At 70.3% G+C, this 13,716-nt stretch carries 12 protein-coding genes; 10 read left to right on the top strand and 2 right to left on the bottom strand.

The genetic code is table 11. The features are described 5' to 3' along the window. Positions 1–17 precede the first annotated feature (17 nt). Entirely contained in the window at positions 18–1,313 is a 1,296-nt protein-coding gene (gene asnS / locus VMS22_02850; GenBank protein ID HXJ32952.1) for an asparagine--tRNA ligase, read from the bottom strand. 97 nt (positions 1,314–1,410) lie between these two features. Between asnS and VMS22_02845 the strand changes: the two genes are divergently transcribed. The 6 genes from VMS22_02845 to VMS22_02820 all read left to right on the top strand — a co-directional run bounded on the left by VMS22_02845 (position 1,411) and on the right by VMS22_02820 (position 8,699). Then, positions 1,411–2,238, top strand: coding sequence for an efflux RND transporter periplasmic adaptor subunit (locus tag VMS22_02845; protein HXJ32951.1), 828 nt, complete (start codon positions 1,411–1,413; stop codon positions 2,236–2,238). Between the two features lie 9 nt (positions 2,239–2,247). Beyond that, entirely contained in the window at positions 2,248–3,402 is a 1,155-nt protein-coding gene (gene devC / locus VMS22_02840) for an ABC transporter permease DevC (protein HXJ32950.1), read from the top strand. Then, the gene (locus tag VMS22_02835) at positions 3,402–4,742 is read left to right on the top strand and encodes an ATP-binding cassette domain-containing protein (GenBank protein ID HXJ32949.1); all 1,341 of its coding nucleotides are present in this window, start codon (positions 3,402–3,404) and stop codon (positions 4,740–4,742) included. The genes devC and VMS22_02835 overlap by 1 nt, the downstream gene beginning before the upstream one ends. Before the next feature lie 257 nt (positions 4,743–4,999). Continuing rightward, positions 5,000–6,139, top strand: coding sequence for an acyl-CoA dehydrogenase family protein (locus VMS22_02830; protein ID HXJ32948.1), 1,140 nt, complete (start codon positions 5,000–5,002; stop codon positions 6,137–6,139). After that, entirely contained in the window at positions 6,136–6,828 is a 693-nt protein-coding gene (locus tag VMS22_02825) for an HAD family hydrolase (GenBank protein ID HXJ32947.1), read from the top strand. Before VMS22_02830 ends, VMS22_02825 begins: the two co-directional genes overlap by 4 nt. Positions 6,829–6,875: 47 nt before the next feature. Further along, positions 6,876–8,699, top strand: coding sequence for a trypsin-like serine protease (locus VMS22_02820; GenBank protein ID HXJ32946.1), 1,824 nt, complete (start codon positions 6,876–6,878; stop codon positions 8,697–8,699). Positions 8,700–8,773: 74 nt separating this feature from the next. Here the strand turns inward: VMS22_02820 and VMS22_02815 are convergent, their stop codons facing one another. Beyond that, on the bottom strand, positions 8,774–9,805 hold the full coding sequence (locus VMS22_02815; GenBank protein ID HXJ32945.1) for an AraC family transcriptional regulator: 1,032 nt from the start codon (positions 9,803–9,805) through the stop codon (positions 8,774–8,776). A gap of 143 nt (positions 9,806–9,948) precedes the next feature. Here VMS22_02815 and VMS22_02810 point away from each other — a divergent pair, with 143 nt between their 5' ends. The 4 genes from VMS22_02810 (at position 9,949) to VMS22_02795 (ending at position 13,679) form a co-directional block, all read left to right on the top strand. After that, positions 9,949–11,802, top strand: coding sequence for a hypothetical protein (locus VMS22_02810; protein ID HXJ32944.1), 1,854 nt, complete (start codon positions 9,949–9,951; stop codon positions 11,800–11,802). An 85-nt stretch (positions 11,803–11,887) separates the two neighbouring features. Continuing rightward, the gene (locus VMS22_02805) at positions 11,888–13,039 is read left to right on the top strand and encodes an acyl-CoA dehydrogenase family protein (GenBank protein HXJ32943.1); all 1,152 of its coding nucleotides are present in this window, start codon (positions 11,888–11,890) and stop codon (positions 13,037–13,039) included. A gap of 23 nt (positions 13,040–13,062) precedes the next feature. After that, positions 13,063–13,419: a hypothetical protein gene (locus tag VMS22_02800; GenBank protein ID HXJ32942.1), complete on the top strand. Its 357-nt coding sequence runs from the start codon at positions 13,063–13,065 to the stop codon at positions 13,417–13,419. A 5-nt stretch (positions 13,420–13,424) separates the two neighbouring features. Beyond that, positions 13,425–13,679 carry a hypothetical protein gene (locus VMS22_02795; GenBank protein ID HXJ32941.1) on the top strand — a complete coding sequence of 85 codons (255 nt, stop codon included), beginning with the start codon at positions 13,425–13,427 and terminating at the stop codon, positions 13,677–13,679. Positions 13,680–13,716: the final 37 nt, after the last annotated feature.

Below are 13,716 nucleotides of genomic sequence, written 5' to 3'. Positions count from 1 at the left end.
CCCTGAAAACGGTCAAGTCACGGGCGCAGGCGTTCGAGCATGCGCGGGAAGGGAATGGTTTCTCGCACGTGGTGGAGGCCGCAGAGCCACGCCACGCACCGCTCGATACCCATGCCGAATCCGGCGTGCGGCGTGGAGCCGAAGCGCCGCAGGTCGAGGTACCAGTCGAACGCCTCGCGCGGCAGCTGGTGCTCGGCGATCCGGGCCTCGAGCCGCGCGAGATCGTCCTCGCGCTGACCGCCGCCGATGATCTCGCCGTAGCCTTCGGGCGCGAGCACGTCGACGCAGAGCGCGAGCCGCGGGTCGGCGGGATCGGCCTTCATGTAGAACGCCTTCGACGCGAGCGGATAGCGGTGCACCATCACCGGGCGGTCGAACTCGCTCGACAGCGCCGTCTCCTCGTCGCCGCCGAAGTCGTCGCCCCAGGTGACGGGAAAGCCCTTGCGCTGGAGCCGCTCGATCGCCTCGCCGTACGTGATGCGCGGGAACGGCTTCTGCACGCACGCGAGCTTCGTCGTGTCGCGCTCGAGCACGCGCAGCTCGACCGCGCGGCGCTCGAGCACACGCCCGACGACGTGGACGAGGAAGTCCTCGGCCAGGTCCATGTCCTCGTCGAGGCCGGCGAACGCCATCTCCGGCTCGACCATCCAGAACTCGGTCAAGTGCCGGCGCGTCTTCGACTTCTCGGCGCGGAAGGTGGGACCGAACGTGTAGACCTTGCCGAACGCCATCGCGCCGGCCTCCGCGTAGAGCTGCCCCGACTGCGTCAGGAAGGCGTGCTCGCCGAAGTACTCGACGGGAAAGAGCGTCGTCGTGCCCTCGCACGCCGCGGGCGTCAGGATCGGCGCGTCGAAGCCGAGAAAGCCGTGCCCGTCGAGGTATTCGCGCACGGCGCGAATGATCTCGGCCCGGATGCGCATGACGGCGTGCTGGCGGGTCGAGCGGAGCCAGAGGTGACGGTGCTCGAGCAGGAACGCGGTGCCGTGGTCCTTCGGCGAGATGGGGTATTCGGCCACGGGCTTCGCGACGACGCGCAGCCCGCTCACGCCCAGCTCGTACCCGATCGCCGAGCGCTTGTCCGCGCGCACGACGCCGTCGACCTCGAGCGAGGTCTCCTGCGGCAAGTGGTCGGCGAGCAGGAACACGTCTTCCGGGACGTCGGATTTCCCCATCACGCACTGGATCGTGCCCGTGCCGTCGCGGACCTGCAGGAAGTGCAGCTTGCCGCTCGAGCGCCGCTGCGCCAGCCACCCGCGCAACGTGACCGTCGCGCCCTCGTGGGCGCCGATGCCATCCACCGTGACCACCGCCATGGCCGTGGGATAGCAGAAGGGGCGCGGACGGGACAGGTCGGCGAGCATTGCTCTCCCGCACGTGAGCAGACTAGAAGGTTCGTCGAGGACGGACCGCATGCCCCGATGGACGACGAGACTGTTCGGATCGCTCGCGGCCGTCACGTTCGTCGCCGCCGGATGTCAGTCGACCGATCGCTCGGCGGACGCGACCGCGGGCGCGCAGCCCGGAGCGCCCGCGGGCGTGAGCGCCCTCGGGCGGATCGAGCCCAAGGACGGCATCCTGCGCATCGCGGGCCCGTCGCGTCCCTCGGCCGTCATCGCGAAGCTCTACGTCGAGGAGGGCGATCGCGTGAAGGTCGATCAGCCGATCGCCGACCTGGACACGATGACGGCCGACGAAGCGGCGGTCACCAAGGCGAAGGCCGCCCTCCGCAACGCCGAAGCCGAGCTCGGGCGCCTGCGACCGCTCATCGCCCAGCGCATCGTCTCGCAGGAGGCGCTCGACAACGCGCAGCTCCACGTCGACACGGCGCGCGCCGACCTCGTCGCCGCCCAGGCGGTCCTCGATCTCGACGTCGTGCGGGCCCCCGTCGCCGGACAGATCGTGCAGATCTTCGCGCGACGCGGCGAGCGGGTCGGTCCGGGCGGCATCGCGGAGCTGGCGCAGACGGACGAGATGTTCGTGGTCGCGGAGGTCTACGAGACGGACATCGGACGCGTGAAGGTCGGCCAGCAGGTGAGCGTGAAGAGCCCCGCGTTCGAGGGCACGCTCACCGGGAAGGTCGACCGCATCGGCATGAAGATCGGCAAGCAGGACGTCCTCGGCACCGATCCGGTCGCCAAGACCGACTCGCGGGTCGTCGAGGTGCGCGTCAAGCTCGACGAGGCGAAGCGCGCCGCCGGCCTCTCGCACCTCCAGGTCGAGGTCGCGATCCAGCCGTAGGCGACGTCCATGATCTCCGGCGCTCGACTCGCCTGGCTTCAGCTCCGCCGCCAGAAGGGCCGCTTCGCGGTCGCGATCGCCGGCGTCGCGTTCGCCGTGATCCTCATGTTCATGCAGTTCGGATTCCAGGACGCGCTCTTCAACAGCGCCGTCAACGTCCACATGCGCTTGAAGGGCGACCTCTTTTTCTTCCACCCGCACTACAACGTGCTCGCCTTTCCGAGCCAGTTCCCACGCGTGCGGCTCTACCAGGCGCTTGCCTTCGACGGCGTCGAGTCCGTGACGCCGGTCTACACGGGCACGGTGCCGTGGAAGAACCCGGAGACGGGACGGACGCGTGACATCTTCATTCTCGGCATCGATCCGGTGGCCGACGCATTCGATCTCCCGGAGGTGAACGCGCAGGTGCGCCTCACGCGCGAGCCCGACGTCGTCCTGTTCGACGAGTACTCGCGGCCCGAGTTCGGTCCGATCGTCTCGCTCTTCAAGGAGGGCAAGGAGGTCTCGACCGAAGCGCGCAACCGCAGGGTCACGGTCGGCGGCCTCTTCAAGATGGGCACCTCGTTCGGCGTCGATGGGACGATCTACACGAGCGACCTCAACTACCTGCGCATCAACCCGCACATGACGCTCGGGAAGCCGGGCATCGGGATCGTACGCCTCAAGCCCGGCGCCGATCCGAAGGCCGTCCAGGCGGCGATGCGCGCCCATCTCCCCCAGGACGTGAAGATCGTGACCAAGCAGGAGATGATCGACCACGAGGTCGGCTACTGGGCGACGGCGACGCCGATCGGCTTCGTGTTCACGTTCGGCGTCATCATGGGGCTCGTCGTCGGCATGATCATCGTCTACCAGATCCTTTTCGCCGACATCTCGGACCACCTGAAGGAGTACGCGACCCTCAAGGCGATGGGCTACACGAATCGCTACCTCGCGGCCGTCGTGCTCTTCGAGTCGTCGATCCTGGGCCTCGCGGGCTTCGTGCCCGGCGTGGCGCTGTGCGAGCGCCTTTACGTCGTCACGAAGAAGGCGACGATGCTGCCGATGGCCATCGAGCCCGTGCGCGCGACCCAGGTCCTGGTGCTCACGCTCGTCATGTGCTGGGCGTCTGCGCTGATCGCCGTCCGCAAGCTCCGCGCCGCGGATCCGGCCGACGTGTTCTGATGGCGGGCGACGCGGTCATCACGGTCGCCGAGGTGTCGCACTACTACGGCAGCGGCCAGCTCCGGAAGCAGATCCTGTTCGACGTCTCGGCGGAGATCGCCGCGGGCGAGATCGTGATCCTCACCGGCCCCTCAGGCTCGGGCAAGACGACGCTCCTCACGCTCATGGGCGCGCTGCGCGCGACGCAGGAGGGGAGCCTCAAGGTGCTCGGACACGAGCTGAACGGCGCGGGCGAGGCGGCGCTCGTCGCCGTGCGGCGGCAGATCGGCTTCATCTTCCAGCTCCACAACCTTCTCGATGCGCTCAGCGTGACCGAGAACGTCACCATGGGGCTGTCGACCGAGCTCGGGCTCAAGCCGAAGGAGGGGAAGAGTCGCGCGATCGAGATGCTGAAGAGCGTCGGGCTGGAGGATCGCGTGAACCACTACCCCGACCAGCTCTCCGGCGGGCAGAAGCAGCGCGTCGCGATCGCGCGCGCACTCGCCGCGCGGCCGCGCATCATCCTCGCCGACGAGCCGACGGCGTCGCTCGACAAGAAGTCCGGGCGCGACGTCGTCGACCGGCTCCACGATCTGGCGAAGAGGGAAGGCACCGCCGTCGTGCTCGTCACGCACGACAACCGCATTCTCGACGTGGCCGACCGCATCATCCACCTGGAGGAGGGGCGGCTCTCGACCTTCTCGGAAGCGGTGCGCGCCAGCACCCAGCGCTTGCTCGCGACGCTCGCGCGCTCGAACCGCGTCGGGGAGATCACCAAGCAGGTGGCGGAGATGCCGCCGGGACAGTTCACGAAGTTCCTCGAGGACCTCACGGGAGAAGCGAATCAGCTCCTCGAGGTCATGACGCTCGGGACGGACGAGGCCTTCGAGGTCATGCTCGCCCAGATGATCGAGGTGCTGACGCTGAAGGTGGGCCAGCTCCTCGACGCCGATCGCGTCTCGCTGCTGCTCGCCGACGAGCAGCGCGGCGAGCTCTATTCGATGGTCGCGCAAGGGGAGGGTGGAAAACCGCTCGAGATCCGCATCCCCGCGAGCGGCGGCATCGCGGGCCACGTCTATCGTGGCGGGCAGCTCCTGAACGTGCCCGACGCCTACGAGTCGCCCCTCTTCAACCGCGACGTCGACCAGCGCACCGGCTACCGCACCAAGAGCGTGCTGAGCGTCCCCATCCTCGATCGCCGGGACCGTCCGTTCGCCGTCATGAGCCTTCTCAACAAGAAGGGCGCCCCGCACTTCGACGAGCGCGACGAACGCATGGTCCGCGACCTCGTCGCCTCCGTCGGCGTCGTCCTCCGCACCTGGCATCAGGCCCACCGCTCCCGCCACCTCGCCAGAGCATAGCGACCCCGAGCGATCGGGCGGTGCACGGGGCCTGGCGAGGCGGGGACGGCGGGGCGGCGGGGCGAGGTCTTCGCTCGCGGTCCTCGGGCCACGCGCGCCTCGTAGGCCGCGGCGACAGAACCGCAAACCGTTGCGCGCGCAGGGCCCTGCGGGCTCGCTCCGACCTCGCCCCGCCGCCCCGCCGTCCCCGCCTCGCCAGGCCCCGTGCACCGCCCCCGACCGCGCTGCTACAGTCCCGCGCTCGGAGGGGCGACATGCTGGGCTTCACCCTGAACGAGGAGCAGGAGGCGTTCCGTCTCGCGGTGCGCGACTGGTCGACGCGCGCCCTCGCGCCGCGCGTGGAGGAGCTCGAGGCGACCGAGACGTTCCCCGTCGATCTGTTCCGGGAGCTGGGGCGCCTCGGCTACCTCGGCGTCGGCATCCCGGAGACCTACGGCGGCAGCGGCGGCGACATGGTGATGCGCTGCCTGCTCATCGAGGAGATCGGGCGCGTCAACTGCGGCTTCGCGGCGGCCCTCCTGGGGCACGTCGGGCTCGCGACGATCCCGCTCATCAAGTTCGGCACCGAGGCGCAGAAGCAGCAGTACCTCCGGCCGGCCCTCACGGGCGAGAAGCTCGGATGCTTCGGGCTCTCCGAGCCGAATGCGGGCTCGGACGCGGCAGCCATCCGCACGACGGCGGTGCGTGAGGGCGACGAGTACGTCATCAACGGCTCGAAGATCTTCATCACCAACGGCACGATCGCCGACTACTGCATGCTGGCCGCCTACACCGATCGCACGCGGCGCGGCGACGGCATCAGCATGTTCATCGTCGACACCGCGACGCCGGGCTACGTCGTGTCGAAGAAGCTCCGCAAGCTCGGCCATCACACCTCCGAGACGGCGGTGCTGGCGTTCGAGAACATGCGGGTGCCGGCCTCGTGCCTGCTGGGTGGCGTCGAGGGCGGCTTCAAGCAGGTCACCTCGACGCTCGAGGGCGGCCGTATCACGCACGCGGCGCGCTCGGTCGGCGTGTCGCAGGCGGCGCTCGAGGTGGCGCTCCAGTACGCCGGCGAGCGCGAGCAGTTCGGGCAGCGCATCGGGAAGTTCCAGGCCATCAAGTTCAAGCTGGCGCGCATGGCCATGGAGGTCGAGACCGCGCGCACCATGGTGTGGCGCGCCGCCTGGCTCTTCGACGAGGGCGTGCCCTGCATGAAGGAGGCGGCGATCGCCAAGCTCTTCGCGTCCGAGGCGGCGCAGCACGTCACGTGGGAGGCGCTCCAGATCCACGGCGGCTACGGCTACATCACCGAGTTCCCGGTCGAGCGCTTCTTCCGCGATGCGCGGCTCATGACGATCACCGAGGGCACGAGCGAGATCCAGCTGACGCTGATCGCGCGGGAGCTCGGCATCTGAGCGCCCGCCCGACGATCCTCCTCTTCGACATCGACGGCACGCTCTTGCACGCGGGAGGCGCCGGCCGGCGCGCGATCGCGCGCGTGTTCGGCGACCGCTTCCGGCGCGGCGAGACGTTCGACGACGTGCGCTTCCACGGCATGACCGATCGCGCGATCATCCGCGGCGGGCTCGAGCGGGCCGGCCTGCCCGCCGATGAGGCCACCATCGACGGGCTCTGCGCCGCCTACCTCGTGGCGCTCGCGGCCGAGATGCCGCACTCGCAGGGCTTTCGCGTGCTGCCCGGCGTGCGCGAGCTCCTGTTGGCGCTCGACGCGCGCGACGGCGTCGCGGTCGGGCTCGGCACCGGAAACCTGCGCGAAGGTGCGCGCATCAAGCTCGGGCATGCGGGCATCGACCGCCACTTCGCCTTCGGCGGCTACGGCTGCGACCACGAGGATCGCGCGACGATCATTCGTCTCGCCGCCGAGCGTGGCGCCGCGCACCTGGGCGCACGCCCCGGCGAATGCCGTGTGGTCGTCATCGGCGACACGCTGCGCGACGTCGCTGCGGCGCGGGCGATCGGCGCCGAGGCACTCACGGTCGAAACCGGAGGTGCCGCCGGCGCGGAGCTGCTCGCGGGTGGTGCCACCTGGGCCTTCGCGGACCTGACCGACGCCGCGGTTCTGCCCGCGCTCGTGGGCAGGTGAGAAAGATCCTGGCCAGGGTGCCCCCAATGCGCGTATACCCATGCGTCATGCGTCGCGCGATCGCCGGGGCCTTGTTGGGCCTGCTCGTCGTGACGGACGTCGTCGCGTCCGGGACGCTGCGGCCGCGCATCGTGAATGGTGTGCCCACCCAGGCGCGACCGACCACCGGCGTCCTCCTCCAGGCGTACCCCAACACCTTCCACGCCGGCTTCTGCTCCGCGACGCTCGTCGGCTGTCAGCACGTGGTGACGGCGGCGCACTGTGTCTGCGCCGGCGACGACTTCGCGTCGTGCGGCACGCCGTCCACCGCGAGCCTGCGCGTGTATCTGCAGCACGCCGGAATCCTCGCCGTGAGCGCCGCCGACGTGAATCCCGCCTATGCATTCTCGGTCGCCGGCGACGTGGCGGTGCTGACGCTCACGCAACCCGTCACCGGGATCCGGCCGACGCCGATCAACACGACCGCCAATCCGAGCGCAGGCACGACGGCGACGATCGCCGGATACGGCATCACCGACGGTGCGAACGACGACTTCGGGCTCCTGCGTCAGGGCGCGGTCACGCTCGCCGCGTGCTCCGGCGTGCCGGAGCCGGCGCACGTCTGCTGGACGTACGATCATCCGATCGGGTCGCCCGGCACCGACTCGGACACGTGCTCGGGCGATTCGGGCGGCCCCCTCTTCGTCGACTTCGGCGGCGGCGAGGTTCTCGCCGGCGTGACGTCCGGTGGATCGTCGGCCGACTGCCGCCCGACCGATCTCTCGTTCGACTCGAACGTCTTCCAGAACGCGGCCTTCATCCAGTCGATCGCGGGCGGGGACCTGGGCCCCGCCTCGTGCGGCACGATCTCGCAGGTGGGCGATCCGGCGACGAGCGTCACGACGCTGCAGTTCGGGAGCCTCGGCACCGACGCGCAGCGCTGTCGGACGGAGGTTCGCAAGCGGTACGAGAGCTACACGAAGACGCGCCTCAAGCTGATGCGCCGCTGTGTCGACCGCGTGCAGCGCGGCAGCGCGACGCCGTGCCCCGACGCGTCCACCGCCGCGGCGATCGCACGCGCCGCGACCAGGGTCGATCCCCTGCGCTTGGGCCTGCGATGTCCGGCGAGCGTCGTGCCCGCGATCGGCGCGGCGGGACCCTGCACGGGTGCCGCGAACGCCGACGACCTTTCGGCGTGCATCCTCGCGGCCGGCGACGCCGCCGCCGACGCCATGGTCGACGCCGAATACGCCGATCCCACCGCTGCGCCCGGCAACGCGGGACTCTTCGCGTGTCAGCTCGTGATCGGCAAAGCGGCGAGCAAGTACGGTCTCGCCGTCCTCAAGCTGGGCACGAAGTGCCAGGGCTACCTCGACGCCGGGAAGGTCGGCGCCTGTCCGGACACGACGTCGCAGGCGAAGGAGGCCGAGCTCGCGGCCAAGGTGCTGCCGGCGATCCAGGGCAGCTGCAGCGACGCCCAGGTGCAGCTCCTCGACGCGGCGGGAACGTTCGGCGGCGGATGCGCCGGCAGTGCGACCACGGCGGCGATCGCCGCGTGCGAGATCGCGGCGCACGCGCTCGAGGTCGATACGCTGGTCGGAGCGCTCTCCGAGGTCGGGACGCAGCGGGAGGTCTCGCTCACCGTCCCTCCGGGCGCCGCGACGCTGCGCTTCACCCTCAACGGCATCGACGCCGGTCTCAACGACGTCGACCTCTACGTCCGGCAGGGCGCGCCGCCGACGACGAGCGCGTTCGACGCGCGCAGCATCAACGTGGGCGTGTACGACGGCATCGAGATCCCGTCGCCGGCGAGCGGCACGTGGTACGTGCTGGTCGATCCCTACGCGGGCGGCAACGTGCCGTTCCAGATGACCGCGACGGTCTTCCAGTAGGACGAGCGACAGGACCCCCGTCGCCTCACACTCGCGTCCCCCCTCGAGCCACGACGTAGTCTTGGCTCGAAATCTCATCGAGCCGGGGCGAGGCGCGCACGGCGACGGTAGACGTCCGGCGCAATGCCGGTCCAGCGACGGAAGGCCTTGTGGAACGCGCTCGGGTCCGCGTATCCGAGCATGAACGCCATCTCGCTCACCGTCTTGTCGGAGACGGTGAGGTAGCGCTCGGCGAGATCGCGGCGCACGCTCTCGAGCAGGCGCCGGTGGCTGGTGCCTTCGGCCTGAAGGCGGCGGCGCAACGTCTTGGGATGGAGTCCGAGGTGCGCCGCGACGCGATCGGCGCTGGAATTGCCCGATTCGATCTCGCTCGTGAGGAGATCCTGCACGGCCCGCGTGAAGCGCCGTGGCTCGGGCAGCCGCGCCAGGAGCTGCTCGGCCTGACGCTCGAGGAGCGTGCACAGGCGCGGATCGTGGCTGCCGATCGGGAGGTGCAGCACCGCCTCGTCCAGCACGAGGCCGTCGTGCGGCCGGCGGAAGCGTACGGGCGCGCCGAAGAGCTGCGTGTGCAGGGTCGTGTCGTCGGGCTCGGCGTGCGTGAAGCGGACCTCGAGCGGGACGACGTTGCGACCGCTCAGGTGCCGGCCGATGATCGCGATGACGGCCAGGACGAACTCGGTGATCTCGGGTAGCGCCAGCTCGGGATACGGGTTGCGATAGAGAAGGAGCGCGCGCTTGCCCTCGACGTGCAGGCTGAGCTCGGTGGCGTCCGAGATGAGACGCAGGTAGCGCCCGGCGCGCAGGAGGGCGTCGCCGAGCGTGCCGCTGCTGCGCACGACGTAGCCGAGCATCTCCCAGGTTTCCGGAAGCACCTGCGCGGCGAAGCGAAGGCCGAAGCCTTGCTCGCCCGTCACCGCGTGCATCGCGGCGAACAGACGAACGACGAGCGCGAACGGGACGCGTTCGGGCAGACGCTTCAGCGCCGCCTCGTCGAGGTCGCAGCGGCGGAGCACGGCGACGCCATCCACCCCGAGCAAGCCGAGCCCGAAGGCGATCTGCTGCACGATGAGGCGCGCGACCGTGGGCCCCGGCGGCGGCGCGATCACGGGTTCGGAGCGGACAGCGCGAACCCTCGATGTGTCCCGAGCGGACATCCCAGTTGTCCGAAAATAACAAATCTTTGAGCCGGCCTGCTATAGGGATCGAGGGGATGGGGGCGTAGGGACACCCGCCGGGAGGGACCCCTACGATGCATGTGACCCGTCTCGGCCTGCTCCTCGCATCCCTGCTCGCCCTGGCCCCGCGTCCGTCGGCGGCATCGTCGTCGTGCTCCTCGAGCGCAGACCTCGCCGCGCTGGCCGAGGTGAAGTCCCTCGTCACCCAGCAGTGCGACTGCGCGAGCGCGATGACCCCGCACACGTACTTGCGCTGTGCGATGGCCGTCGCCGGGGTGGCGGTGGCCCAGGGCCGGCTCTCTTCCGGATGCCTCTCCACGCTGCGCAAGTGCGCCTCCCAGTCGACCTGCGGGCGGCCCGGCGCGGTCGCGTGCTGCCGCACCACCCTCAGCGGACGCAAGAAGTGCTCGATCAAGCGCGACGCGATCCTGTGCCGCGCGCCCAAGGGCGGCACCGCCTGCGTGAGCGAGGTGGCGAGCTGCTGCGAGGCCTGCGATCCGAACGGCGGCTGCTCGGGGACGACGACGTCGACCACCTCCACGACGTCGACGACGACCAGCACGAGCCCGGCGACCCTGCCGCCGCCGACGACCACGACCACCACGAGCGCCACACCCACCACCGCGCCGGGTCCCGTGTGCGGCAACGGCGTGCGCGAGGCGGGCGAGGTCTGCGATTGCGGATTCGACGGCTGCGACGCCGGCGACGACTTCGGCGGCGTCACCTGCCCCGGCTCGTCCGCGGCGGGCGCCTTCCTCGAGTGCGTGAACGACTGCACGGCCATCGACGCGAGCGCCTGTCCGACCGGCGGCAGCACGAGCACGACGGCACGGCCGCCGAGCACCACCACGTCGACGTCGTCGACGACCACCACCTCGAGCAGCACCAGCACGACGTCGTCGACGCTGCCGCCGGTGCAGTGCACCGATCCCATCCTCCACCTGCCGCCGCTCCTGAACGTGCCGCTGCAGACGATCGGCGGCTCGAGCACGTGCGGCGGGCCCGGGTTCGTACCGCCGGCGTCGTCGCCGTTCGTCGGCACGGTGTCGGACGGCTCGAACCACACGCTCGCGCAGCTCGGCACGAACTGCCTGTACGCGGGCTCGGGCGCGGCGCCCGTCGGCGGGCTGCCGATCCCGTCGGGCAACGAGACCGTCGTCAGCATCGTCGGGCTGCGCGGCACGCGCGCGATCTTCGGCCCGAGCGACGGCGACGGACCCGCGAGCTGCACGCGCGGCGCCGGACCCGGCCGCCACTGCATCGACGGTCGGCCGGGACGTGACGGCCACGGCCTCTGCACGACCGACGCCGACTGCAGCGGCGTTCCCGGCAGCTGCGCGCTCGACGCCAACTGCTTCTTCGCGCCACCGCTCGGGATCGCGAACGTGCTGCCCGGCGTGAGCGCCTGCGCAGTGTCGACCGCGCTCGACGATTTCTGCGGCGACATCGACATCCTCGGGTTCGCCACCAACGTCCGCGGCGCGCTCTCGAACCGCATCTACCTCGCCACGTGTCCCACCTGCGTCTCCGGGCGGTGCAACGGCGGGCCACGCGACGGACAGCGCTGCTCGGCGAGCAGCGCCGGCACCAGCGTCGACTGTCCGCCCGACGGCGCCGCGTTCCTGGGGGCGTTCGCATCGAACATCTCGCTCTCCTCGGAGCCGACGACGCTCACCGGCACCAACGGCGCGTTCTGTCCCGGGCAGAGCGTGGCGGGGGCCTTCGGTCTCCCGGCCGCGCGCCGCATCCGGACCGACGGCACTCGTCCGAATCTCTTGACCCTCCAGGCGACCATCGCCGGCCCGTTCTGCGTGACGGCGACCGGTAACCCGGTGGTGGACCTGACGCTCGGCCTTCCCGCGCCGGCGGCCGTGGGCGCGAGGGCCCGCATCAACCTCCTCGACGTGCTCCGGCTGTTCGGCCGCTGACCGCGACGCGGGCGTCCGCTCCCCCATCGGGCGGGCGCCCGCGGCCGGTTGCGTGGAACGGGGCGTCCGCATACGCCCATGATCCATGCGCCGGGATCTCTTCAGCGAGGAACACGAGCTCTTCCGCCAGCAGGTGCGCCGCTTCGTCGAAAAGGAGGTGGCGCCCAAGGTCGAGGGCTGGAACCAGCGCGGCACGAGCGACCGCGAGACGTGGAAGCGCGCCGGAGCCGAGGGATTCCTCGGCGTGTGCGCGCCGACCGAGTACGGCGGCGCGGGCGCCGACTTCCTGTACGCCGCGATCGTGAACGAGGAGATGGCGCGCGTGCGGGCGCACGGCATGATGCTCTCGCTCCACTCCGACATCGTGATGCCGTACATCACGGAGTACGGCAGCCCGGAGCAGAAGAAGACGTACCTCCCCGGCACGATCAGCGGCGACATCCTGCTCGGCATCGCGATGACCGAGCCCGGCACGGGATCGGACCTCGCCAACGTCCAGACGACGGCGCGGCGCGACGGCGATCATTACGTATTGAACGGCGCCAAGACGTTCATCTCGAACGGGCAGATCGGCGACCTCTTCGTCGTCGTCGCGAAGACGAACCCGCAGGCGAAGCCCGCACATGCGGGCGTGAGCCTGCTCCTCGTCGAGGCGAGCTCGCCCGGCTTCGTGCGCGGCAAGAAGCTCGACAAGCTCGGCCTCCGCGGCCAGGACACGAGCGAGCTCTTCTTCGAGGATTGCCGCGTGCCCGCGGCGAACCTCCTCGGCAAGGAGGGGCAGGGTTTCAAGATGCTGATGCAGAAGCTCCAGCAGGAGCGGCTGGTCATCGGCATCACCTCGATCGCGTCGTGCCGACGCGCGCTCGAGGATACGATGACGTACGTGAAGGAGCGCAAGGCCTTCGGGAAACCGATTGCCGCGTTCCAGAACACGCAGTTCACGCTCGCCGAGCTGTGGACGGAGGTCGAAGTCGGCCAGGCCTTCGTCGACAAGCTGCTCGCCGCCCACGTGCGGGGCGAGGACATCGTGATGGAGGTGAGCGGGGCCAAATGGTGGACGACCGACCTCCAGAAGCGCCTGGTGGGCGCCTGCGTCCAGCTCCACGGAGGCTACGGCTTCATGATGGAGACGCCCATCGCGACCGACTACGCCGACGCCGCCGTGCAGTCGATCTATGCGGGAACAAACGAGATCATGAAGGTCATCATCGCCCGGCGGCTCGGGTTGGGATCGTAGGGGTTCGGGGCTATACTCGGCCCATGCGGATGGCGCACGTGGTGGCGGTGGTGCTGGCCCTCGGAATGGCCGGCTGTGCGATGGATCAGGAGAAGATCGCCAAGGACGAGGAGATCACCGCCGCACGCTTGAGCGGCAAGTACAGCCAGGACGATCCGATCCTGCAGATGCTCTCGCCCGAGGAGCGCCAGGCGCTGCGCCAGGCCGGCATGATGCAGGAGGAGCTCCCGGAGGGCGACCTGACGGAAGTCGACGGCGCCGCGCCGAAGAGCGACGAAGACCAGCCGACGTTCGCGCAGAAGGCCCAGGGCACGATCGTATCGGTGCTCCAGGTCGGCGTGACGCTCGGCATGATGGCCGCCCCGTTCCTGCTGTTCTGAGCCGCATGCCGCTCGCACGCGTCGCCCTCATCGCCGCCGCCGTGCTCGGCATCCTCTGGACCTGCCTCGACGCCGGAATCGGCGGCACGGCGCCGGCGCCACCCGCTACGTCGGCGGCGCTGCTCGTGCTCGCGATGGTGTTCGGCATCGGCACGTGGGTCATGCGGGTCGGCGGGCGACCGGAACGCGCTCCGCTGCTGGCCGGTCTCTCGATCGGCACGGCCGTGTACGCCGTGCTACGCCTGACGCTTCCGGGTTGAGCCCCGCGCGAGTCGCTGTCGATCCGGCGCCCCTTCG

Source organism: Candidatus Eisenbacteria bacterium (assembly GCA_035577985.1).
In the GTDB taxonomy this organism is placed as follows: domain Bacteria; phylum Desulfobacterota; class Binatia; order DP-6; family DP-6; genus DATJZY01.
This window is presented reverse-complemented; position numbering and strand designations above follow the sequence as displayed.

Bases quoted from the DNA above. Each gene is read 5' to 3' on its own strand.
- VMS22_02800 (HXJ32942.1), top strand. From the start codon at position 13,063: ATGCGGATGGCGCACGTGGTGGCGGTGGTGCTGGCCCTCGGAATGGCC.
- VMS22_02820 (HXJ32946.1), top strand. From the start codon at position 6,876: ATGCGTCGCGCGATCGCCGGGGCCTTGTTGGGCCTGCTCGTCGTGACG.
- devC (HXJ32950.1), top strand. From the start codon at position 2,248: ATGATCTCCGGCGCTCGACTCGCCTGGCTTCAGCTCCGCCGCCAGAAG.
- VMS22_02845 (HXJ32951.1), top strand. From the start codon at position 1,411: ATGCCCCGATGGACGACGAGACTGTTCGGATCGCTCGCGGCCGTCACG.
- asnS (HXJ32952.1), bottom strand. From the start codon at position 1,313: ATGGCGGTGGTCACGGTGGATGGCATCGGCGCCCACGAGGGCGCGACG.
- VMS22_02810 (HXJ32944.1), top strand. From the start codon at position 9,949: ATGCATGTGACCCGTCTCGGCCTGCTCCTCGCATCCCTGCTCGCCCTG.
- VMS22_02795 (HXJ32941.1), top strand. From the start codon at position 13,425: ATGCCGCTCGCACGCGTCGCCCTCATCGCCGCCGCCGTGCTCGGCATC.
- VMS22_02805 (HXJ32943.1), top strand. From the start codon at position 11,888: ATGCGCCGGGATCTCTTCAGCGAGGAACACGAGCTCTTCCGCCAGCAG.
- VMS22_02835 (HXJ32949.1), top strand. From the start codon at position 3,402: ATGGCGGGCGACGCGGTCATCACGGTCGCCGAGGTGTCGCACTACTAC.